19 protein-coding genes, 4 tRNA genes and 1 pseudogene are annotated in these 22,973 nt (G+C 59.5%); 11 read left to right on the top strand and 13 right to left on the bottom strand.

Annotation, left to right across the window (positions count from 1 at the left end):
- Positions 1-579: 579 nt before the first annotated feature.
- The 6 genes from VF672_RS13640 to VF672_RS13665 all read right to left on the bottom strand — a co-directional run bounded on the left by VF672_RS13640 (position 580) and on the right by VF672_RS13665 (position 6,604).
- The gene (locus VF672_RS13640) at positions 580-762 is read right to left on the bottom strand and encodes a hypothetical protein (RefSeq protein ID WP_331105113.1); all 183 of its coding nucleotides are present in this window, start codon (positions 760-762) and stop codon (positions 580-582) included.
- 185 nt (positions 763-947) lie between these two features.
- Positions 948-2,117, bottom strand: coding sequence for a lactonase family protein (locus VF672_RS13645; RefSeq protein ID WP_331105114.1), 1,170 nt, complete (start codon positions 2,115-2,117; stop codon positions 948-950).
- A gap of 314 nt (positions 2,118-2,431) precedes the next feature.
- Positions 2,432-2,731 (bottom strand): DUF5629 family protein, encoded by a 300-nt coding sequence (locus VF672_RS13650; RefSeq protein ID WP_331105115.1) that lies wholly within the window; start codon positions 2,729-2,731, stop codon positions 2,432-2,434.
- Between the two features lie 83 nt (positions 2,732-2,814).
- The gene (locus VF672_RS13655) at positions 2,815-4,140 is read right to left on the bottom strand and encodes an MFS transporter (protein WP_331105116.1); all 1,326 of its coding nucleotides are present in this window, start codon (positions 4,138-4,140) and stop codon (positions 2,815-2,817) included.
- A 97-nt stretch (positions 4,141-4,237) separates the two neighbouring features.
- Complete coding sequence (gene araD1, locus VF672_RS13660; RefSeq protein WP_331105117.1) at positions 4,238-5,230, bottom strand: AraD1 family protein; 993 nt, start codon at positions 5,228-5,230, stop codon at positions 4,238-4,240.
- Positions 5,231-5,287: 57 nt separating this feature from the next.
- Positions 5,288-6,604 carry an MFS transporter gene (locus VF672_RS13665; RefSeq protein WP_331105118.1) on the bottom strand — a complete coding sequence of 439 codons (1,317 nt, stop codon included), beginning with the start codon at positions 6,602-6,604 and terminating at the stop codon, positions 5,288-5,290.
- A gap of 230 nt (positions 6,605-6,834) precedes the next feature.
- On the opposite strand from VF672_RS13665, the gene VF672_RS13670 reads away from it, so the two are divergent.
- Positions 6,835-8,577, top strand: coding sequence for an IlvD/Edd family dehydratase (locus VF672_RS13670; protein ID WP_331105119.1), 1,743 nt, complete (start codon positions 6,835-6,837; stop codon positions 8,575-8,577).
- A gap of 277 nt (positions 8,578-8,854) precedes the next feature.
- Positions 8,855-9,577 carry a FadR/GntR family transcriptional regulator gene (locus VF672_RS13675; RefSeq protein WP_331105120.1) on the top strand — a complete coding sequence of 241 codons (723 nt, stop codon included), beginning with the start codon at positions 8,855-8,857 and terminating at the stop codon, positions 9,575-9,577.
- Positions 9,578-9,670: 93 nt separating this feature from the next.
- Here VF672_RS13675 and VF672_RS13680 read toward each other — a convergent pair whose 3' ends face one another.
- Both VF672_RS13680 and VF672_RS13685 read right to left on the bottom strand, forming a co-directional pair.
- Complete coding sequence (locus VF672_RS13680; protein ID WP_331105121.1) at positions 9,671-10,363, bottom strand: HAMP domain-containing sensor histidine kinase; 693 nt, start codon at positions 10,361-10,363, stop codon at positions 9,671-9,673.
- Complete coding sequence (locus VF672_RS13685; protein ID WP_331105122.1) at positions 10,360-11,964, bottom strand: response regulator; 1,605 nt, start codon at positions 11,962-11,964, stop codon at positions 10,360-10,362. The genes VF672_RS13680 and VF672_RS13685 overlap by 4 nt, the downstream gene beginning before the upstream one ends.
- Positions 11,965-12,273: 309 nt before the next feature.
- On the opposite strand from VF672_RS13685, the pseudogene VF672_RS24615 reads away from it, so the two are divergent.
- From VF672_RS24615 to VF672_RS13705, 5 genes and pseudogenes are all read left to right on the top strand, one after another.
- Positions 12,274-13,056, top strand: a pseudogene (locus VF672_RS24615) (MCP four helix bundle domain-containing protein); the annotation flags it as partial.
- 105 nt (positions 13,057-13,161) lie between these two features.
- Complete coding sequence (locus VF672_RS24620; protein WP_414705605.1) at positions 13,162-13,914, top strand: methyl-accepting chemotaxis protein; 753 nt, start codon at positions 13,162-13,164, stop codon at positions 13,912-13,914.
- A 376-nt stretch (positions 13,915-14,290) separates the two neighbouring features.
- Complete coding sequence (mqo, locus tag VF672_RS13695) at positions 14,291-15,931, top strand: malate dehydrogenase (quinone) (RefSeq protein WP_331105124.1); 1,641 nt, start codon at positions 14,291-14,293, stop codon at positions 15,929-15,931.
- Between the two features lie 213 nt (positions 15,932-16,144).
- Positions 16,145-16,741, top strand: a complete 597-nt coding sequence (locus VF672_RS13700; protein WP_331105125.1) for a chemotaxis protein CheB — start codon at positions 16,145-16,147, stop codon at positions 16,739-16,741.
- A gap of 25 nt (positions 16,742-16,766) precedes the next feature.
- The gene (locus tag VF672_RS13705) at positions 16,767-18,338 is read left to right on the top strand and encodes a sensor domain-containing diguanylate cyclase (protein WP_414705606.1); all 1,572 of its coding nucleotides are present in this window, start codon (positions 16,767-16,769) and stop codon (positions 18,336-18,338) included.
- Between the two features lie 85 nt (positions 18,339-18,423).
- Here the strand turns inward: VF672_RS13705 and VF672_RS13710 are convergent.
- Positions 18,424-18,495, bottom strand: a tRNA-Arg gene (locus tag VF672_RS13710).
- A gap of 278 nt (positions 18,496-18,773) precedes the next feature.
- Here VF672_RS13710 and VF672_RS13715 point away from each other — a divergent pair.
- The 3 genes from VF672_RS13715 to VF672_RS13725 all read left to right on the top strand — a co-directional run bounded on the left by VF672_RS13715 (position 18,774) and on the right by VF672_RS13725 (position 20,046).
- Positions 18,774-19,022: a hypothetical protein gene (locus tag VF672_RS13715; RefSeq protein ID WP_331105126.1), complete on the top strand. Its 249-nt coding sequence runs from the start codon at positions 18,774-18,776 to the stop codon at positions 19,020-19,022.
- Between the two features lie 73 nt (positions 19,023-19,095).
- Complete coding sequence (locus tag VF672_RS13720) at positions 19,096-19,293, top strand: PA3371 family protein (protein ID WP_331105127.1); 198 nt, start codon at positions 19,096-19,098, stop codon at positions 19,291-19,293.
- Positions 19,294-19,719: 426 nt separating this feature from the next.
- Positions 19,720-20,046: an Arc family DNA-binding protein gene (locus VF672_RS13725; protein ID WP_331105128.1), complete on the top strand. Its 327-nt coding sequence runs from the start codon at positions 19,720-19,722 to the stop codon at positions 20,044-20,046.
- A gap of 124 nt (positions 20,047-20,170) precedes the next feature.
- On the opposite strand, the gene mgtE is transcribed toward VF672_RS13725, so the two are convergent.
- Complete coding sequence (gene mgtE, locus VF672_RS13730) at positions 20,171-21,613, bottom strand: magnesium transporter (RefSeq protein WP_331105129.1); 1,443 nt, start codon at positions 21,611-21,613, stop codon at positions 20,171-20,173.
- Between the two features lie 321 nt (positions 21,614-21,934).
- On the opposite strand from mgtE, the gene VF672_RS13735 reads away from it, so the two are divergent.
- A complete protein-coding gene (locus VF672_RS13735; protein ID WP_331105130.1) occupies positions 21,935-22,411 on the top strand; it encodes a cell envelope protein SmpA in 477 nt (158 codons plus the stop codon).
- Positions 22,412-22,452: 41 nt separating this feature from the next.
- Here the strand turns inward: VF672_RS13735 and VF672_RS13740 are convergent.
- The 3 genes from VF672_RS13740 to VF672_RS13750 form a co-directional block, all read right to left on the bottom strand.
- A tRNA-Arg gene (locus tag VF672_RS13740) sits at positions 22,453-22,529 on the bottom strand.
- A gap of 139 nt (positions 22,530-22,668) precedes the next feature.
- Positions 22,669-22,745, bottom strand: a tRNA-Arg gene (locus VF672_RS13745).
- Positions 22,746-22,852: 107 nt separating this feature from the next.
- A tRNA-Ser gene (locus VF672_RS13750) sits at positions 22,853-22,943 on the bottom strand.
- Positions 22,944-22,973: the final 30 nt, after the last annotated feature.

The raw sequence follows: 22,973 nt of genomic DNA on the forward strand, positions 1-22,973 counted from the left end.
CCCGATTGAGCACACGTCAGCCTTGGAGGGTTTGCTTCTGGGGTTAGCCGTAGGCGCTGCTGCGGTGGTGGTCGCGGCGGCAGCAGGCGTCACCATCGTTGCCTCGGGTGGCTTGGCCGCGGTGGCCGCCGTTGGCGCGGTGATGTCGTTGTCAGCGGGAGTAGGAGAATTGCACGAAGGGCCCCTTCTAGCCAAGAGGATGCGAAGGGCCAGCGCATTCGTTACGACTAAGACAAGGCGATTCGCCTGACAACGTTGGTCAACGAAAACAATGCCCCTTATTAATCACCTACGGTGCGTCCGGTCGACTGATCCAACACCCAAAAAAATCCCCATCGCTTAACCAGCAGACGGGGATCAAAGGGGAGGAATTCAGCGCTTTCGCGAACAAGCTCGCCGGCACTTGATGCATGGCCTGACACGCAATGGTCAGTGGGTCGCATCAACCTGTAGAAGACGAAGTTGCTCGCGAAAGCGTTTTCCAGATCAAAAGTTGTAACTTGACTAAGGCTCTTACAAATCCATTCCCCGGCAACGATACGTTCGTTAACGGGGAATGGATTCACTTCGACGTGTTGTTCATTGTTGAATCTTGTGATCCAGCGCGGCATAGAAGTTCGCACTCTGCTGCAGGTACTTCGGGGTGTAACTCTGGGTCGAACTGATTTTTTTGTCGGTGGCTTCGACACTGGCACTGGCAGGCAATGCAACGGTGGCGGAGATGGCGGACGCGGCGATGATGGAGAAGATATTGAAGTTCATGATGGTGTACCTCGGATTCGTGTGTCGTTTCATGTCTTGACCGTCGTGGCCGTGGAATGAAAGTTACGCCCGAGGGGGTTTTGGAAAAAATCTTTTCTGGCACTAGCCCTTATCACTTGAATTGATACACCGCCAGAGCCCTTGAAAACCAAGGGCTCTGGCTGCGTCAAAGCGTCACAGGAGTATCAGTGTGCAGTGAGGAAATGGAAGTCGGACGGCGAGTCGAAGTCGACTTTCTGCACGGTATCGCCCAGCACACCGGTTTTCGGGTCAACGCGGACCGTCACGATCTGATTGCTCTTCTGGTTGGCGATCAGCATGAAGTGGCCGCTCGGGTCGAAGGCGAACTCACGAGGCTCCTTCCCTTCCACGGTGCGGCGCTGGACTTCCTTGAGCTGGCCGCTGGCGGCATCGATGCTGAACACGAGCAGTTCGTTGACGCTGCCACGGTTGGCGACGTACAGGAATTTGCCGTCTGGCGATGTGTGCAGTCCACCAGCGGCGCGATTTTCCTGACCGTCCTTGTTAGCGAGTTCTACCAGTTGCGTACGCTTGAACACGCCGTCGTGGTAATCAAAGACCGCCACTTGGGCGCTCATCTCCATAGTCAGCCAAGCGTGCTTGCCGTCTTTACTGAACGTCAGGTGGCGCGGGCCGCTGCCCGGTGGCAGGTCGACTGATGGCGCCTTCGCCGGCTGCAGCGGTTGCGCTTTTTTAGCGTCGTAGTTGAAGACGAACATCTTGTCCGCTCCCAGATCCATGGCGATCAGGTACTTCCCGTCAGGGGTGGGCACTGCGGCGTGAACGTGGGACGACGCCTGACGCTCCGGGTTGACCTTGCTGGCTTCGTGGGTCGCGGTCTGGGCGACCGGCGCCAGTTTGCCGTCCTTGCCCACCGGCACCACTGCCAGCACGCCACCCGGATCAGGGTGTACGGCGTAATTGGCGACGAAGAGGAAGCGCCCATCCAGGCTCAGGCTGGAATGTGTAGGCTCCTCGCCCTTGGTTTCGACCTGATTGAGGAACGACACGGCATGGGTCTTCGGGTCGATGCTATAGCTGCTGACCTTGCCGACGACGTCAGTCTGGCCCGGACCGTTCTCATTGACTGCGAACAGGTGCCGCTGGTCTTTGGAGAGCGTCAGCCAGGAGGGGTTTTCAGTCTTGATCACCTGCCGCGGCTTGGCGTCGAGTTGGCCGGTCTGGGTGTTGAAGCCGAATCGGTAGATACCTTCGCTGGCGCCGGCGGTGTAAGAGCCGACCAGTACGTCGTAATCAGTCATGGGTTTGGCCTGAGCAGAGAGCGCGGAAAGGCTGCTGGCGAGCACTAACCACGGCAGAAGTCTGGGAGTCATTGGGCTGTTCTCATTTTTGGAGTTGTTGGCGCGCCATGCACGCAGAGGTTCAACGGCTATGACAGCATGTTGCGCAAAGTAGTTGCCCCGGGCCTGGACGGCAAACCTCTCCCCCGGGGCACGCAACACATTTGGAGCCGGCTTGCTGGCGAACCGGGTGGATCTGGCACCACTGCGGCGACAGGAAGAATGCGTTCGCCAGCAAGCCGGCTCCTACGATGGATGTGCGTAGCCGCCCGAACTGGAGTCAGGCGCAGGATCTACAGGTTCGTCGCCTCGTGAGTCAGCGATGCCGGCAAAAGCAGTGCTGAAGTTTACTCCTGCTCCCCCTCTTCATCCTCGTCAGTCGCCGTTATCCCTTGCAGCACAACAATGCGGTGGTCGGCGTTGCCATCGTTGATGACCCAGCTCTGCAATTCGCTGTCGTAGTCAGCGGCGTCGATCTGCGCCAGCGAGAAGCGCCAGACCTTGCGTTCGCGGCCGTCCATGCTTTCGATCTGGAGCATTTCGTCGAGGGTGAATTCGAAGGCGTGCAGGCCGTCGATCTCCAGCATGCTGTGGGATGTCAGCGCGTTCTGCAGTTCGGTGCGCAGGGATTGAGGTGTGGTGGTCATGGCAGTCGTTCGCATCAGTGAAAGCGCGAATGATAGGTGAAAAGACGCCGAAGCGCTGGCCTCGGCGTCTGTCGGTCGGCGGGTCAGTCCTGGACCACTTCCCTGGCGTAGTAGCGCGACGGAATGCCCCAGACGATCAGGGCGATGGCCAGCACGCTGACAGCGAATAACGCGAACAACGCCGGGGTCGCCGTGCCTGTGAGGTCTTTGATGCGGCCTACCATGAACGGCGCGATGATCCCGCCCAGTTGCCCGAGGGAGTTGATCAGCGCGATGCCCGCCGCGGCGGCAATGCCGGTGAGGAAGCGCGGCGGAATGGTCCAGAAAATCGGCATCCAGGCGATGATGCCGGTCATGATCATCGTCATGCCGATCATCAACGGCACCAGTTCCCCGGGAAACAACGCACAGACCAGATAGCCCGCCGCCGTCAGCGTCGCGCAGCCCGCCATGTGCCAGCGGCGCTCGCCGTGACGGTCGGAACTGGCGCCAATCAGCAGGTTGCCAATCACTGCGCCGACGTAGGGGATTACCGTCAGCAGGCCAATGTTCAAGGTGTCGGTCACGCCGGCGGTTTTGATCAACTGCGGCATCCAGAACAACAGACCGGTCAGGGCCATCACCAGGCACAAGTATATGCCGGACATCACGTAGGTGGTCGGGTGCTTCCAGATGTCTTTGACGGTTTGCTTGACGGCAGGCTTGCTCTCTTTCGCCATGCGCGACAGCACCACCTGTTTTTCCTGATCACTGAGCCAGGTGGCGTCTTCGATACGGTCCTTGACCAGCCAGAACACCACACCGCCGAGGAGGATGGACGGAATACCTTCGATCAGGAACAGCCAGCGCCAGCCGGCAAGGCCCATAACGCCATCGAAGTGACCTAGGATCAGGCCTGCGATCGGACCGCCGACGATCCCGCACAGGCAAATGGAGCTTTTGAAGTAGGAGTTGACCCGCGCCCGACGTGAGCCCGGATACCACTGGGTGAAGAAATACAGCACGCCGGGGACAAAGCCGGCTTCCATCACACCGATCAGAAAACGCAGCGTGTAGAACCAGAATTCAGTCTGCACGAACATCATGCAGGCAGAGGCGATGCCCCACGACACCATGATCCGCGCGATCCAGATGCGCGCGCCCACCTTGTGCAGCAGCACATTGCTCGGCACTTCGAAGAGGAAGTAGCCGACGAAGAACAGACTCGCGCCCAGGCCGTAAACGGTTTCGCTGAAGCCCAGGTCACTCGCCATCTGCAGTTTGGCGAAGCTGATGTTGACGCGGTCCAGGTAGGCAAACAGAAAACAGGCGATGAACAACGGCACGATTCGCCAGCTCACCTTGCGGTAGATGCTGTCCTCGAGCGCGTCGGCGTCAAGCCGTTCCAGCGGGATGGCAGTGGCGGTCATGGGTCGCACCTCGTTTTGTTTTTATGAGGGTGTCGCGGTGTACAGGACGCAATGAGGAAAAACCCTGCACGCTCAGGCGGCTGCAGGGTTTGATGCCTTAAAGCTGCTTGATGCCGCCCGGTTGAAAAACAGCCTCGGCCGGTGCGATGCCGTTGATCAGCGGCGCGCCGAACTCATGCTGGCTGATCTCGAAAGTGTCGCCCGGCTGCGTCTTGATGCCATCGGCGAACGACAGCGTGGCGGTGCCGAAGAAATGCACGTGGACGTCCCCCGGCCGCAGAAATTGCGCGTATTTGAAATGGTGATACTCGAGGTTTTCCAGGCTGTGGCACATGTTGGCCTCGCCACTCAGGAACTCCTTCTCCCACAGGACTTCGCCGTTGCGGTGGATGCGGCTGGTGCCCGCCAGGTTCTGTGGCAGATCACCGACGCGCAGCTCCGGGCCGAACGAACAGGCGCGCAGTTTGGAGTGGGCGAGGTACAGGTAATTCTTGCGTTCCATGATGTGATCGGAGAATTCGTTGCCGATGGCGAAGCCCAGACGGTAGGGCTTACCGTCATGCCCGATCACGTACAAACCGCTCAGCTCGGGCTCTTCGCCCGCGTCTTCGGAGAACGGCGGTTGCGGGAACGCTTCGCCCGGACGGATGACAATGCTGCCGTCACCCTTGTAAAACCATTCCGGCTGCACGCCCGGCTGACCTGCCGCCGGCTTGCCGCCTTCCAGGCCCCACTTGAAGATGCGCATGGTGTCGGTCATGGCCGCTTCGTCATTGCCGTGCTGGTGCATTTTGTCCCGCGCCGAGGCACTGCCCAGATGGGTAAGGCCGGTGCCGCTGACCAACAGATGCGCCGGGTCCGGATGATCCAGCGGCGGCAGAATCATCCGGTCCGCTCGCAGCTGCGAGTAATCGTGGTTGTCACCCAGACCGAGGCTGTCGACTTGCTCGGCCAGGGAGATTTGCTTGTCGATGGCCGCCAGCGCCAGATCACGAGTGCTGGTCGCGCCCTGTATTTCACGGACCAGCGGACCGTCGACCAGACCGACTCGACGTTGGCCGTTGCCCAGTTCGAACTGTACTAAATGCATGGGATTCTCCTGTTTAATGTCTGCACGGTCGCCACACCGAAGCGTGGCGACCTGTGGTTAACGAGAGCCGCGCGCGCTGGCGGCGAATTTCGACTCGGGCAAGGCGTGCTTGCGTTCCAGCACACGGTAGACCACGCCGGTCAGTATCAGGCCGCAGATCATGACCCCCGACAGGAAGTACAAGCCGCTGGCCAGATTGCCGGTCAGTTCTTTCAGCCAGCCGATGACAAAGGGGCCGATGTAGCCGCCCAGATTGCCCACCGAGTTGATCAACGCAATACCCGCCGCCGCACTGGCGCCGGCGAAGAATCGCCCGGGCAGGGTCCAGAACACCGCCGTGCAGGAAAACAGCGAAAACGCGACCAGCGACAGCGCCGCCAGTTGCAGCACTGGCACGGTCAGGTAGGCGCTGAGGAACAGGCCGATGGCGCCGATTACATAGAGCACCGCCAAATGACCGTAGCGGTCGTTGAGCCGATCCGAGCTGCGCGGCACGATCAGCAGACCGACGATGCCGAAGATGTACGGCACCGCAGAGATGAAGCCCGTCGTCAGGTCACTGCCGCCGAATTGTTTGATCAGCGTCGGCAACCATAGGCCGAGGCCATAAATGCTCAGCGTCACAGGGAGATAGAACAGCGCCAGCAGCAGCACGCGCTTGTCTTTCAGCGCATGCAACGGATTGCCGTGGCGCGTCTGACCATATTCTTCGAGGTCTTTTTTCAGCTCGCCGGCGAGCCATTGTTTCTCGACCGGGTCCATCCATTTCACGTCTTTCGGGCCATCCGGCAACCAGCGCAAGACCGGCAGGGTCAGCAGAATCGCCGGCGCACCGATGCACAGGAACAGCCACTGCCAGCCATGCAGACCCGCGACGCCTTCCATGCCCAGCAGACCACCGGAAATCGGGCCGGTGATCATCATCGCAATGGGCTGGGAAAGAATGAACAGGCCGAGGATCTTGCCGCGATGGCGGACCGGGAACCATTGGGTGATGTAGTACAGAACGCCGGGAAAGAACCCTGCTTCGGCCGCGCCTAGCAAAAAGCGCATGACATAAAAGCTGGTCGGGCCCTGAATGAACGCCATGCCCATGGTGATGGCGCCCCAGGTGAGCATGATCCGCGCGAACCAGCGCCGCGCGCCGAAACGCTCGAGCATCAGGTTGCTGGGGATTTCCAGCAGAAAGTAGCCAATGAAGAACAGCCCGGCACCCATGCCGTAGGCCGCGTCACCGATACCGACGTCCGCGCCCATGTGCAACTTGGCGAAGCCGACGGCGGAACGGTCCACATAAGCGATCAGGTACAGCAGGATCAGGAAGGGAATGAGTTTCAGGGTGATGCGACGAATAAGCCTGAGTTCCTGGCTCATGGATGCGGTCCTCATTGTTTTTGTTATGGAAGCCTGCGGGGATCGCCTCTGCCTTCGTGTGCGCATTGCTGCGAATGAAGCCGGCAGGGTCGTCCCTCGGTCGAGAACGACTATATAGTATTACTATTTGAGGTTACAACTCTTCCACTCACGACATTTTCAGCCTATTTTAGTCAGCACCTGCAGCCTTTAGTCTTACAAATAAAGCCTTACAATAAGAGTGCTGATTTATGTCTGATTCCAATAAGAAACCTACCCTGCGCTCCGCCCAGTGGTTCGGCACTGCCGACAAGAACGGCTTCATGTACCGCAGCTGGATGAAGAACCAGGGCATCGCCGACCATCAGTTCCAGGGCAAGCCCATCATCGGTATCTGCAACACCTGGTCCGAGCTGACCCCCTGTAACGCCCACTTCCGCACCATCGCCGAGCACGTCAAACGCGGCGTGATCGAAGCCGGTGGTTTCCCGGTTGAATTCCCGGTCTTCTCCAACGGCGAATCGAACCTGCGCCCCACCGCCATGCTGACCCGCAACCTGGCGAGCATGGACGTCGAAGAGGCCATTCGCGGCAACCCGATTGATGGCGTTGTGCTGTTGACCGGCTGCGACAAGACCACCCCTGCCCTATTGATGGGCGCAGCGAGCTGTGACATCCCGGCCATCGTCGTCACCGGCGGACCGATGCTCAACGGCAAGCACAAGGGCAAAGACATCGGCGCCGGCACCATCGTCTGGCAGATGCACGAATCCTATAAAGCGGGACAGATCAGCCTCGACGAATTCCTGTCCGCCGAATCCGGCATGTCGCGCTCGGCGGGTACCTGCAACACCATGGGCACCGCCTCGACCATGGCCTGCATGGCCGAAGCGCTGGGCACTTCGCTGCCGCACAACGCTGCCATTCCTGCTGTCGATTCCCGCCGTTATGTACTGGCGCACATGTCCGGCATGCGCGCCGTGCAGATGGTCAATGAGGACCTGCGGCTGTCGAAGATCCTGACCCGTGAAGCCTTTGAGAACGCCATCCGCGTCAATGCTGCGATCGGTGGCTCCACCAACGCCGTTATCCACCTTAAAGCCATTGCCGGACGTATCGGCGTGGACCTGGAGCTGGACGACTGGACCCGCATCGGTCGCGGCACGCCCACGCTGGTCGACCTGCAGCCTTCCGGGCGCTTCCTGATGGAAGAGTTTTACTACGCCGGTGGCCTGCCCGCCGTGTTGCGCCGTCTGGGTGAGAACAACCTGATCCCGCATCCCGAGGCCTTGACCGCCAATGGCAAGACGCTCTGGGAAAACGTGCAGAACTCGCCCATCTATGGCGACGATGAAGTGATCCGCGCCATCGACAATCCGCTGGTGGCCGACGGTGGCATCTGCGTACTGCGCGGCAACCTCGCGCCTTTGGGCGCTGTGCTCAAACCGTCCGCGGCCACGCCTGCGCTGATGAAGCACCGCGGTCGCGCGGTGGTGTTCGAAAATTTCGACATGTACAAGGCACGGATCAACGATCCGGATCTGGACGTCGACGCCAGCAGCATTCTGGTCATGAAGAACTGCGGTCCGAAGGGTTATCCGGGCATGGCCGAAGTCGGCAACATGGGCCTGCCGGCCAAGCTGCTGGCTCAGGGTGTAACGGATATGGTGCGGATTTCCGATGCCCGCATGAGCGGCACGGCGTACGGCACGGTGGTGTTGCACGTGGCGCCGGAGGCCGCAGCCGGTGGTCCGTTGGCAGTGGTGCAGGAGGGTGACTTCATCGAACTGGATTGCGCGACCGGTCGTCTGCATCTGGACATTCCGGAAGCAGAGCTCGCTGCGCGTCTGGCCGATTGGCAGGCGCCGCCTCAACTCTTGGTTGGTGGCTATCGCCAGCTGTACATCGATCATGTGATGCAGGCGGATCAGGGCTGCGACTTTGACTTCCTGGTCGGCATGCGCGGTTCGGAAGTGCCGCGGCATTCCCATTGATTAGAAGCCATTGATTGAATGCGCCACAGAACGCTGCGTCTGATCTGACTATCACTCGCACCGCAAAACCGTAGGAGCCGGCTTGCTGGCGAACGCTGTGGTCCAGGCGGCTACTGATTCGCTGACCCTCCGCTTTCGCCAGCAAGCCGGCTCCTACGAGGATCTGCGTCTCCTCCGAATATGAGTGCACCGCGCGTCTGCAGGTGGCGCCCCTCCAGGCGCTATCCGCCAATGCTATGATGCGCCGCATTCACCGCTCAGGATCGCCCCGCGCCCCATGGATTACCGTAAGCCCTCCGACCGCAAAAGCATGCACTCGCGCATTGTCCAGGACATCGGCATGCAGATTGTCTCAGGCCGCTTCAAGCCTGATGACAAACTCCCCGCCGAAGCCTTGCTCTGTGAAGAATATGCGGTCAGTCGTCCGGTGCTGCGCGAAGCCACGCGGGTGCTGGTCGCCAAAGGTCTGGTGTATTCCCGGCCACGCGTGGGCACGGTGGTCAAGCCTCGCCGTGAATGGCACATCCTCGACCCGGATGTCCTGCACTGGCTGATGCAAAGCTCACCGCAGAATGAGTTTTTCGCCTTGCTCACCAGCGTGCGCAGCATCATCGAACCGGCTGCTGCAGCCCTTGCCGCGCAACACGCGACCCCCGAAGACATTACCGCCATCGGCGAAGCCTACGAGCGCATGGCCGCCGCGCCAACCGTCGAAGAGGTCTTGCAGCCCGATCTTGATTTCCACAGCCGCATCGCCGACGCCACCCACAACGACCTGCTCGCGCACCTGTGCAACATGCTGTCGCTGGCACTGCGTGAAGCGTTGAAGCATTCCAACAAACGGCCGAATCTGCACGAACTGGCATTACCGCGCCATCGCGCAATCCTCACCGCCATCGAAAACCGCGACGCCCTCGGCGCGCATCACGCCACGCTGGTGCAACTGGACGATGCGCGCAATGCGCTGAACGTCGTGCTGGGGCAAGGCGTGAAGTTGTAGCTCTGCGAAAACGATTAAGGGCGTTTTGCTGAGCTCGACAGCAGATCAAAGGCTTCCGGGCTGAAGGCGGTCCTACTGACCCTGCACGCAATCTCAGGGCAGATAAATGCTGAACAGTCCGCCGCCCAACGGGCCGCCATTGGCGATCTCGATATGGCCGGGGACGCCTTTGCGCTGATGCTGCTTGGCGATGTTCGCCGCAAAATACAAGCCCAACCCGGTGCTGCCGCTGTTCTGATTGATGCCCAACACGTAGTCGGTCTGCTCCTCGATCATGCGCGCAGGAAACCCCGGACCGTCGTCGTTGATACTGATCACCAGTTGCTCGCCGACCTGCCCCGCCGTGATCAGCACTTCACTGCGCGCAAAGCGGATGGCGTTGATGAGCACGTTGGACACCACCGAGCCCACCAGCTCGCGATCAAAAAAGCCCGGCAAACCGAAATCATCCACCACGCAGCGTGCGGTAATGCCCCGACTGGCGAGGACTTCCTGATGGAAGGCCAACTGCGCTTCGATGAAATCATCCAGCTCGTGATAATCAGGGCGCAACGGCAGTTGGTTGACCCCCAGCTTGTACAGCCCCAACAGTTGCACCAGCATGCCGTTCAGGTGAGCGAACTCGTAATCGATGACGCCCTGCTCCGGCGTGCCGCGATAGGCCTCGGGAAGCTGTTTGACCCACTGGCCGTGAGCCTGAATCAACGACCCCAACGAGTTCTTCATGTCATGGACGGTGGACGCAATCACCATGGAAAAGTCGAGCCCGAGATCCTGATCTTTCATTCGCCAAAAGCCCTGAGTCGCAGTTTCTGGAAACGCTCGAAGCGCGGGTCTGTTTCCGGCATCTTGCCCACCATCTTGAGACTGTTCTGACATTCCGCCAGGCTCGCCGCGTCGAGGTTGTGAACGCCCATGTGCAGCAACGACTGCGCCATGTTCAGGGCGATACTGATGTTCTTCGGCTGCAATGCCAGGCCCTGGCGGAACAGGTCCTGCGCTTCGCCAAGCTTGCCGGCACGGTAGCAGCGGATGCCTTGCAGGTTAAAATCGATGGCCGCTTTGCCTGCGCCCAGAATTTCAGGGTCGTCGGTCTGCTTGGCGATGTTCTGCATCACCTGCGGATCGTCACCGTAAATTTCGGCGCAGCTTTTCAGAATCCTGGCGCCAGCGCCTTCCTGGCCGAGCGACTTTAATTGAGAGGCCACCGCCAGCGCCGCATCGGCGCTGAGGAACTGCTCCATGCCCTCAAGTCGCTCCATGGCCTGCTCGGTCAGCTTGGCGGCCATTTCAGGATCGGACGAGGCGACGCTGGTGGCTTTCATCAGACGCGCGCGCACCTGCAGGCCGGCGTCGTTGCCGTTTTCCTTGGCCACCTCGGTCAGGGTCTGATTGATCTCCACGCGGGTGCGCGCATCCAGCCCGCGCTCGCCGCCACGGCTGATGAGTGCCTGGGCAAGACCCAGGTTGGTTTCCGGGTCTTTGAAACGTGAAAACTGACCTTGGGAAACGGCCTGACGATAGGCCTTTGAAGCCCCCTCAAAGTCCTGGTTTTCCAGCGCCAGCTTGCCCAGCAGGCGCTGCCGGCGCACGGCGTATGGCGACAACCGCACGGCTTCTTCAAGCATCTTCTGCGCGCGCTTGTTATCGCCGCTGGCCATCAATACATCGGCCAGCCCGTCGTACAACACCGGCATGGCATTGAAGGCGCGAATCGCTTCCTCGTACACGGTCTGCGCTTCAGCATGGCGCCCGCGCTTGAACAGCAGTTTGCCCAAGGCGACATACGCCCAGGGTTGCGGACGGTCGGCAAGGATCGACTTCAGAAAGGCTTCCAGCGGCTCGTGCTGGTTGAGGTCACGCAGTGCATCGGCTTTATAGCGCAGGCACAGCGGCGCAAAGCGCGGCTCCTGCTGGGTCAGCGCAACGCAGGCGGCCAGCACTTCGCTCGGGTTGCCACGGTCCAGCGCTTGCAAAATCGGCTTGAGCAGGGTCTTGCGCTGGACAATCTTCTCCAGACGCTGGGCCAGGCTCGCACGGTTGAACGGCTTGGTCAGGTACGCATCCGGCTCCCATTCCAGCGCGCTCATTACCATCGCCTGGCTGTTCTCGGCGGTGACCATCACGAACACACTTTCATGGCTGATCAGCCGATCGGTCATCAGGTCTTCGAGCACCTGTTGGCCGTTTTTCTTGCCGTCGCCCAGATTGAAGTCGTGGAGGATGAAGTCGTAGCGCTTCTGCGCGCACATCTTCAGCGCCTGCTCGCCGTTGTCGGCGGTGTCCACTTCCTTGACGCCCAACTCGCGCAGCATCGATCGAACCGAGCTGCGGAAGTCGGAGAAATCGTCGACGATCAGAAAGGTTTTTTGGTTCCACGCCAGCATCGAGATTCCTGTCACCGGATAAATTCGGCCCTGAGGCACTTGCAAGGGCGGCGGCCTCATTCCCAGCGTCCGGGCAGAGGCGGCCAATAGAGTTGCGGCATGACCCGCTTGTGCGAGTTATCGGCGGCAGCGCAGCAAAGCTTAGGCATGTCGCGCGGGAAAAAGTGACGCGCCGGCGCGGTTTTGACAGAACGTCAACGCCAACGACGGCATTCATGAATGGGTAAAGTCCTTGGGTGCTCCGCCGATATCCAGTCATGCAACGCGTATCCAACCAGCCGTACCCCCATCCCCGTCCGAGTGCACTCCATGTCCTGGCTGACCGACCTGAAATTGAAGACCAAGCTGCTTTCGGCTTTCTGCTTGTGCGCGCTGATCACCGTGGTGGTGGGCGTTTTGGGACAGAGCGGCAGTTCGCGCCTGTACGATCTGTTTCAAGGAACGGTGGACAACAACCTGGTATCGATCATCAAGATCGACTCGGTAAAGGCCAACGTCATCGCGACCAACCGTGACTTCTTTAAAGTCATCGGGCTGAGCGTGCTCAAGGCCAACCCGGACGACATCAACGGGGCGATCCAGTCGCTGAAGGAAAACCAGGCCCAGGCCGAAGCGGACTTCAAGGTCTATCGCGCCACGCCGCTGCAGGCGGATGAGAAAGCCGCCGGTGATGATTTCGAGCGTGACTGGGCAACCTACATCAGCGCTGCCCTCAATGCCTTGTCGGTGGTGCAGAGCGGCGATATCGAACAAGCCAGCAGACTGGCGAGCACCAGCGTGACGCCCAGCTATCGCAAGACCATGGGCGAGCTGAAAATCATGGTCGAATCCAACATGCGCCAAGCCAAAGAGCAGGCGATGGCGGGGGTCGAGACGGATAAGCAAGTGACGTGGACGTTGATCATCGGCTCGTTGATTGCCGTGATCTGTGCCATTGCCCTTGGCCTGTTGGTAACGCGGATGATCACCCGGCCGATTTATCGCTCGGTGGAAAGCGCCTCGCGTGTCGCCAATGGCGACCTGAGCCAGCCGATTCACTTCTCCGGCCAGGACGAAACAGGCCAACTGCTCAAGGCCTTGTCCAACATGCAGGGCAGCCTGAAGGGCACGGTTCAGCAGATCGCCACCGCGTCGGATCAACTGGCGTCCGCCGCTGAAGAACTGACCACCGTGACCGACGACAGCTCCCGCGGGCTGATGCGGCAGAACGATGAGATTCAACAAGCCGCGACCGCAGTGAACGAGATGACCGCCGCAGTGGAAGAAGTGGCGCGCAACGCCGCGAGCGCCTCGCAGGTGTCGGCACAGACCGCCGAAGATGCCCTCAAAGGCCAGCAACAAGTGCAGCAGGCCGTGAGCGCGATGAACACCATGACCCTGGAAATCACCGACTCGACGCAACGTGTCGAAGCGCTCGCCGGGCAGATCCGCGACATCACCAAGGTGCTCGACGTCATCCGCGGGATCGCTGAACAAACCAACCTGTTGGCGCTCAACGCCGCCATCGAAGCCGCCCGCGCCGGCGAGCAGGGCCGAGGCTTTGCGGTGGTGGCGGACGAAGTTCGCGCCCTCGCCCACCGCACCCAGACCTCCACGGGCGAAATCGAATCAATGATCACCAAAGTGCGTAATGGCGCCGACGATGCCGTGCAGGCCATGGGCAAAAGTCAGGCGATCGCCGTGCACACCCAATCACTTGCCACTGAGGCCGGGCTCGCGCTGGAACGCATCAGCGACGGCGTCAGCCAGATGAACGAACGCAACCTGGTGATCGCCAGTGCGGCGGAAGAGCAGGCGCAAGTGGCCCGCGAGGTGGACCGCAATCTGGTGAACATTCAGGACCTGTCGACGCAAACCGCCGCAGGCGCCCATCAAACCAGCGCGTCGAGCCAGGCACTCTCGCGACTGGCCGTGTCGTTCCACGCCATGGTCGGCAAATTCACGCTCTGACCGGCCAGGCGTTTCAGGGCTGGCCACCCAATCGCCAGCCTGAGACAAAATGGCGTATTGACTAATTTGCCACCCGATTTGTCGAAAATGACATTTCGGGTACAATCCCCGCCCGCCGCAGGGGATGGACCTGATGACCAGGTGTTGCGGTGGATGATGTGTACTCAAGCTGCTGATTCCAATGATCGAATAAAAAGCACAGCGCCGAGGGACATAGAAGATGAGGTCGACCTTTTTACTGGCCTCTTGACCCTTCCTCCTCGTTTTCCGAGAGCGAAGCCTGTCTGACGTTCGCGCCGCCACCGGCGCCCGGCATTGCAGGACGATGCGCGACGATTGCGGCAGGCGGATAACTTTCTATCTATTGGATGATTCGATGTTCAAGAAAACGAGCACGGCTCTATTGGGCCTGGCGATTTCGGCAACCTTCCTGCAGGCCCATGCCGCAGAAAGCAAGAAAGTCGATGTACTGCTGATCGGCGGCGGCATCATGAGTTCGACCCTGGGCGTCTGGCTCAATGAACTCGAGCCGAGCTGGTCGATGGAAATGGTCGAGCGCCTCGACGCAGTCGCCGAAGAAAGCTCCAACGGCTGGAACAACGCCGGCACCGGTCACTCCGGCCTCGCTGAGCTGAACTACACGCCGGAAGACAAAGACGGCAAGGTCAACATTTCCAAAGCCATCGAGATCAACGAAGCCTTTCAGGTCACCCGTCAGTTCCTGTCCTGGCAGGTCCGGCAGAGCGTTCTGAAGAACCCGCCTTCGTTCATCAACACCACACCGCACATGAGCTTTGTGTGGGGCGATGACAACATCAAATTCCTGAAGAAGCGTTACGACGCGCTGCAAGCCAGCCCGCTGTTCCGCCCGATGCAGTACTCCGAAGACCCGGCGCAGATCGCCAAGTGGGTCCCGCTGATGATGGAAGGCCGTGATCCTTCGCAGAAGCTGGCGACCACCTGGACGCCTATCGGCACCGACGTCAACTGGGGCGAAGTCACCCGCCAGTACGTCTCCTACCTGCAGACCCGCCCCAACTTCGACTTGAAGCTGTCCAGCGAAGTCAACGACATCACCCGTAACGACGACGGCTCGTGGCACGTTGAATACAAGAACCTGAAAGACGGCACCACCACCGGTACCGACGCCAAGTTCCTGTTCATCGGCGCAGGCGGCGGCGCGTTGAAGCTGCTGCAGAAATCCGGCGTTCCCGAGGCTCAGGACTACGCGGGCTTCCCGGTTGGCGGTTCGTTCCTGGTGACCGAAAACCCGACCGTTGCCATGCAGCACATGGCCAAGGCTTACGGCATCGCGTCCACCGGCGCGCCACCCATGTCGGTTCCGCACCTGGACACCCGCGTACTGGACGGCAAGCGCGTCATCCTGTTTGGCCCGTTCGCCACCTTCTCCACCAAGTTTCTGAAAGAAGGTTCGTACCTGGACCTGTTCAGCAGCATGACCACCCACAACCTCTGGCCAATGACCAAAGTGGGCATCGAGCAGTATCCGCTGGTCGAGTACCTCGCCGGTCAGCTGATGCTGTCTGACGACGACCGCTTCAAGGCGCTGCAGGAATACTTCCCGCACGCCAAGAAAGAAGACTGGCGCCTGTGGCAAGCCGGTCAGCGCGTGCAGATCATCAAGCGTGATGCGGACAAGGGCGGCGTGCTGAAACTGGGCACCGAAGTCGTTTCCTCGCAGGACGGCACCATTGCCGCGCTGCTGGGCGCATCGCCGGGTGCTTCGACCGCTGCGCCGATCATGCTGAACGTCCTTGAAAAACTCTTCAAAACCCAGGTCGCGACGCCAGAGTGGCAAGCGAAGATTCACCAGATCGTGCCGAGCTATGGCACCAAGCTGAATGATTCGCCTGCCGCTGTGCAGCAAGAGTGGAACTACACCGCCGAAGTGCTGCAACTGGGCAAGCCGCCTGTGCTCGATCAGAGCGTCGGCACCAGCACGACCGCACCGGGCAAGCCTGCTGAAAGCAAGCCAGCCAGCGACATGGCGCTGTAACAACGCCTCACCGGTGCGCATCTTCCCTGATGCCGCTGTTCAAGAAAGCCACGAGACTCCGCGTCTCGTGGCTTTTTTATTGCGTGTACATTCCCTTGACCCCTCCGCCCCTCAATGCCCTGCCCTGCGAACATGCTTCGGCGTTTACGACTTGAACTGAACGGCAAGCCTCAGTGCTGTGTCCATTCAATAGAAGCCATCAGGGAGAAGGTCATGGACGCTCACACCATTCACAGGCTCAGGGATGTCGTCGTCATCGGAGGCTCGCAGGGGGCGACGGAAGCCCTGCGCATCCTGCTCGCCAGGCTGCCGGCGGATTTCCCCGCCGCTGTCATGATCGTCATCCACACGAACCCGTCCAGCCCGGACTACATGGCCTCAGTGCTCGGTCGCTACTCAACGCTGCCTGTCGACTATGGTCAGGAAGGCGAGCAGGTCCTGCCAGGACGCGTGTATCTGGCCCCTGCGGATCGCCATCTGGAGCTTGTCGCGCCCGGTAACATTCTTCTGCACGACGGGCCGAAGGTGTCGTTCGCACGCCCTGCGGCCGATCGGCTGTTCATCACCGCTGCCGAAGTACTGGGCAGCCGGGTGATCAGTCTGGTGTTGTCAGGGGGCGACTCGGATGGTTCGGACGGTGCGGTCGTGGTCGAGAACGCCGGTGGCTTGAGCTTCGTTCAGCACCCCGAAGAAGCACCGGTGCCCAGCATGCCGATTCAAGCGATGCGTAAAACCACGTCCAGCGAGCCACTGAGGGCGCAAGACATGGCGGACGCGCTGATCAACGCGGTCGGCCGCGTCCACCGTTGACATATCCACAAGAGGTCAAGTGAGCATGCCAGGAGGCCAACAGCCGCCGTCAGGCGCCTTCGATTTACTGGACCTGGGCCCGGGGCGAAACACGGCTGTGTTCCGCCTCACCCTGGCGTTCATGGTCCTGGTGCTGCTGACGTTCATCTCGGTTGAAGGGTGGCGCGCCTGGCGCGACTACAACCACGCCTACGACTTTGCACGTGACTCGGTCACCAACCTGGCCCGCGCCACCGCGCAGCACGCTGAGGACGCCATCCGGCAGGTCGACATCCTTACCTACACGCTGGGCGAGCGCGTCGAGGGCGACGGGTTGGCCAGCATTAACGTTCCGCGCATCCATGCGCTGATGGTTCAGCAGTCCAGGCTCATGCCGCAGCTCCACGGGCTGTTCATTTATGGCGCCGACGGTCGATGGATCGTCACAGACAAGGACGTGACCCCGGACACGGCAAACAACGCCGACCGTGATTACTTCGATTACCACCGCACCCACACTGATCACCGTGTGCGCATCAGCAACGTGGTCAAAAGCCGCTCCACCGGGGAACTGATCATCCCGGTCTCCCGAAGGCTGAATAACCCTGACGGCTCCTTCGCAGGCGTCGTACTGGGAACCATCAAACTCAATTACTTTTTGAATTATTACGGCGATTTCAAGATTGATGATCGCGGCGCACTGGTCCTGGCGATGCGCGACGGCACCATCCTGGTCAGGCGTCCGTTCGTGGATTCGGTGGTCGGGCAAAGTCTGGCGGACAGCGAGATCTTCAGAAACTACCTGCCGACCGCCAACGAAGGGGTAGCCGAAGTAAAGGCTGTCGTCGACGGCACTCACCGGCTGTACGGCTTCCGCGCCCTGTCCACTTACCCGCTGGTGGTCGAAGCCGGGCTGTCGAAAGAATCCTTCGTCGGGCCGTGGCGCCATGATCTGCTCAAGTCCGGACTCGTGCTGTTGCTTCTGGTGACAGGCTTCATTGGTTTTGCCTTCGTGGTCCTCACCCAGCTGCGCCGGCGCATGGCCATGGAGAGCGAGATTCGCCTCGCCCATCAGGCGGTCAAAGACATGGCGCTGACGGACAGCCTGACCGGGTTGGGCAATCGGCGGCAACTCGACATGGCACTCATCAGCGAAATCGGTCGCGCGAAACGACAGCGCTACCCGCTCGCGTTAATCATGCTGGACATTGATTATTTCAAGCGCTTCAACGACCGCTATGGCCACGCGGCGGGTGATGACTGTCTGCAGCGAGTCGCTCAGGCAATCACCAGCGTATTGAAACGGCCTGCCGACCTCGCCGTTCGCTATGGTGGCGAAGAATTCACGGTCCTGCTGCCGGACACCGACATTCTCGGTGCGGGCCGCGTCGCCGAAGACATCCTGCAGGCGATCCGAGGCATCGCACTGGAGCACGCCGATCATCCTGAACGAATTGTCACCGCGAGCGCAGGCGTTACCGTCAGATTGCCCGCGTTGGAGGAGACGACGCCTGCCGGGATGATCAAAGCGGCGGATGCCTATCTTTATTACGCTAAAAACAATGGCCGCAATCGGTGGTACGCGGACAAGCATCCACAAACGGGGGCGCAAGCGTAATCAAGAGGGTCAGTCGGATGGCCAGGCGGCCGAAAGGTGTCACCGGAGAGGAGGAATGCAGGCAGTGCTGAGGATGAATCGGATGTGTCCCCTGCAGGAATCGAACCTGCATCTAGCCCTTAGGAGGGGCTCGTTCTATCCGTTGAACTAAGAGGACACCAAAACAGACGGCGTGCATCTTAACGACATGGCGCTGGCTTGTCATGTCGTCATTATCAACCTGGGCTGTAGGCGGCTTCCGCTCCTCAAAACACCAGTCGTGCAGAATGCAATGACGGGACAGACCGGTATTGCAAAACGCAACCCTGCGACACCCGGAAGTAATCCTAACTTATTGTTTTTTAAGGAGTTAAATCTGCTGGCCTATTGGCATGCAGGCTGCATTAGTCATTGCCAATCACCCCTCTGAACGCCATCGCAGTGAAGGTACCCCAGATGAACATGACACTGTCTTTGCTCAATGCTGCCGCGCTCGTCGCTCTGGTTGTTTTTCACTTTCAGGGAGATGGCAACACGTCAGAAGGCGTCGCCTCAGAGGGCATTGCCGTTCACGCTCAGCCTCATCACCTTATGCAACAAGCGGCCAGATTCGCGGCAATGCCAAATCAGGGCACGGAAGCCATTCTGGCCCACGATAACGAAGAGGCCGTGCCCGTCAGCCGTACTGACCGCTGGGTGTTCTGATCAAGATCGATGATGAGTGCCTGTCGCCGCACTGCCCGCCCTCTTGAAGAGAGCACCCCATTAGAGAGAAGCCATGTCCAAAGCAGCAATTTCATTCCTGATTCTGGCACTGATGGCCGTAGCGGCGGATCAGCTGTTGATCCCGTCGATGGAAACCATGAGCGTACTGGCGAAAGCCGCAGCCGGCATATTTGCCAGCTTGTTCGTCGCTGCACTGTTCGTAGGGCGCCGCATCAAATTTGATCCGGTGCTGCGCCAGGCCAAGCCGTGAGCCACCGCTAGCCTTCGGCAATGCATCAAGCATGGATTAGCCGCCACCTGGCGGCTTGAGCGCCCGCACGAACGACCAGGCTCAAACAGACCCTTCGTCTCTTTCTCGACTCCCCCCTCGTATTATCCCCACTCTCGCACTACGCTGAGGACAGATAGCCATCACGGCGCTAACCCAGTACCGTAAGGGCAATCCGCAGCTGGCTTTGCAAACTGGAACGCATTTCGGATAATTGGTGCTGGCTAAACGCCTTTATCTAGTTCAATATTTGTCACACATTTGACGCCAAGGAATCGACGCACTGGTGCAGGATGGCGATCCTTTATCGGGTTGGTTGAACATTTCGTCTAAAAGACAGTCAGAGACTGACATCTCGCGGCCTAATGCAAGAACCGCCTCTCTCTTTGAACTAATTCGGTTAAATATATGAGCCCTATGAAACAGGCCAATTATTCCAGTCGCACAGCTGACAAGTTCGTCGTTCGTCTACCTGAAGGCATGCGCGAGCGTATTGCGGACGTTGCCAAGCAGCATCATCGCAGCATGAATTCAGAAATTATCGCCCGTATAGAGCAAAGTTTGCTTCAAGAAGGCGCGCTGGGTGATGAGCCAAGCCTGCGTTTGGACAGCCCGGAGCTTTCGCTTCATGAGCGTGAGCTTCTGCAGCGCTTCCGTCAGCTGGCTCACCGCCAACAGAATGCCCTCGTTTCTCTGATTGCACATGACACTAGCCTGGCAAACGACGACGAATAACACGTTTAGCCAGAGACTTGAAAGCCAGCGCCTTGCTGGCTTTTTTGTATCCGCGATTCGACACGCCCCCCGTTGATGCACATAAAAAAACCGCCCGGAAGGCGGTTTTTTTTCAAGCGTGTCCTCAGAGCAAAAACAGCGTCGCCAGGCCAAGGAAGATAAAGAACCCGCCGCTGTCGGTCATCGCAGTGATCATCACACTGGCACCCATGGCGGGATCGCGCCCGAACCGCGCCAGCGTCATCGGAATCAGCACGCCCATGAGCGCCGCCAACAGCAAATTCAATGTCATGGCGACGGTCATCACTACCCCGAGTGACCAGCTGTGGTACAGCAGGTAAGCGACGATCCCGATCACACCCCCCCACACCAGGCCGTTGACGAGCGCCACACCCAACTCTTTGCGCATCAATCGCGAGGTGTTGCCGGTGTTGACCTGATCCAGAGCCATCGCCCGAACGATCATGGTGATGGTCTGATTGCCGGAGTTGCCGCCAATGCCCGCCACGATCGGCATCAAGGCGGCCAGCGCCACGAGCTTTTCGATGGAGCCTTCGAACAGGCCAATGACCCGCGAGGCCAGAAAAGCGGTGATCAGGTTGACGGCCAGCCAGGACCAGCGGTTACGCAGCGATCGCCATACCGAGGCGAAGATGTCTTCTTCTTCGCGCAGACCCGCCATGTTGAGGACTTCGGTCTCGCTCTCTTCACGGATAAGGTCGACCATTTCGTCGATGGTCAGGCGGCCGATCAGCTTGCCGTTCTTGTCGACCACCGGAGAGGAAATCAAGTCGTAGCGCTCGAATGCCTGGGCGGCTTCATAAGCGTCGCCGTCGGGATGAAAGCTTACCGGGTCATTGGCCATGACCTCCGAGACCTGTTTCTCGGGGTCGTTGACCAGCAGACGCTTGATGGGCAGCACACCTTTGAGCACGCCGTCGGAATCGACGACAAACAGCTTGTCGGTATGGCCGGGCAACTCTTTGAGGCGGCGCAGATAACGCAGAACCACTTCGAGGCTGACATCCTCACGGATGGTCACCATCTCGAAGTCCATCAGGGCGCCGACCTGATCCTCGTCGTAGGACAGGGCGGAACGTACGCGTTCGCGCTGCTGACTGTCCAGCGCCTCCATCAGCTCGTGGACGACGTCGCGCGGCAGCTCCGGGGCAAGGTCGGCAAGCTCGTCGGCGTCCATCTCCTTGGCGGCCGCCAGCAGCTCGTGATCGTCCATGTCGGCGATCAGGGTTTCCCGAACGGAGTCGGACACTTCAAGAAGAATGTCACCGTCACGCTCGGCCTTCACCAACTGCCAGACCGTCAAGCGGTCTTCGAGGGGAAGCGCTTCAAGGATATAGGCAACGTCGGCGGAGTGCAGGTCGTCGAGCTTGCGCTGCAGCTCGACGAGGTTTTGCCGGTGAACGAGGTTCTCGACACGATCCTGGTGCTGGCCTTCCTGACGGTGCGTCAGGTCTTCGACGATGCGCTGACGCTGCAGCAAGTCGATGACTTGGGCGAGACGATCCTGAAGACTTTCCTGCGTTTTTTTAACTTCGATTTGGGTCATAGGCGAACTCCACCCCCAGCAGTGGAACCCGCCAGAAGATCAATCAGTCGATTCTTGATTGTTAAAACTTAGTGTTGAGTTGCTACTGGGTAAGTCCATGGAAGAAGTCCACAAGCCCCGACGGGGCTGACGGGCGCAATGATACACCGCTTGCCCGGAAGGCAGGCTAAAAATTCAACCCGAAACAATCGGTTGCAACACATCGTTAGCCGCTGGCCGAGTCGCCATGGCAGCGCCGTCACATCCCGTGAACAAAACACGCTCGCCGCGATAAATCGTCATCGCTAACCTTTGCGGACACTGGCCAGGGAGGACACTGCGATGCTTAACGCCAAAAAAGTTTTCATTACGCTGCTGATTTTTACGTCGACTGGCGCGGCGGCGACTGCCGTCAATCGCTGCGAGGACCACCGTGGCAGCGTGACCTTTACGACGCTCAGCTGCCCGAACGACCAAGCCCTGTCGTCACACCCTATCAACCCAGCCTCGGGAATGACTTTCACCGCGGCTGCTGCGGATTCAAAGGCGGACACAGCGCCTAAGCGCAACGAGGTAACGGTCGTGGGACAGCGCGATGACGGCTGCGGCAATGTGTTGAGCGCGGAACTGCGCCGCAAGGCAATCATCAACCAGCAAACCCCAACGGGCATGACAAAACGGGACGTGGAAAACTTACTGGGCCGCCCGGACAAGATCATCAGCCGCAACGCTGAAGTCCGGTACGTTTATGACGAGAAGAAGGGACGCAGTAGACAGGTGTCGTTCGACGAGCGCGGTTGCGTAAAAGGCAAACGCTAGAAAGCAAAAAGCCCGCATTTACATGCGGGCTTTTCGTTTTATGGTGCACTCGACAGGATTCGAACCTGTGACCGCTCGGTTCGTAGCCGAGTACTCTATCCAGCTGAGCTACGAGTGCAGATGGCGCTTTTTAAACCAGTTCACCTCTGGCCATTGCGTTTTACTTCTGGAAGTGAGTGGTGCTTCCGAAGACCTGTTGAAGCCAGGCTCTTTCTAACTTAAGACAGTTATCTGTATCACTACAAACAACGCTTAAATGGTGCACTCGACAGGATTCGAACCTGTGACCGCTCGGTTCGTAGCCGAGTACTCTATCCAGCTGAGCTACGAGTGCATTTGTTGCCGCGCATTATAGGCCGTCAAATCTCTTGGTCAAGCACTTTTTCTAGTAAATTCAACAACTTACCGATCAAGCCAGATTACAACGTACTACGCAAATAATGGCGGAGAACGGGGGATTCGAACCCCCGACACCCTTTTGAGGTGTACTCCCTTAGCAGGGGAGCGCCTTCGGCCACTCGGCCAGCTCTCCGCAACACGGGGCGTATAATAACCACCCTTT

The sequence above is a fragment of the Pseudomonas sp. genome (assembly GCF_036387035.1).
Lineage (GTDB): Bacteria > Pseudomonadota > Gammaproteobacteria > Pseudomonadales > Pseudomonadaceae > Aquipseudomonas.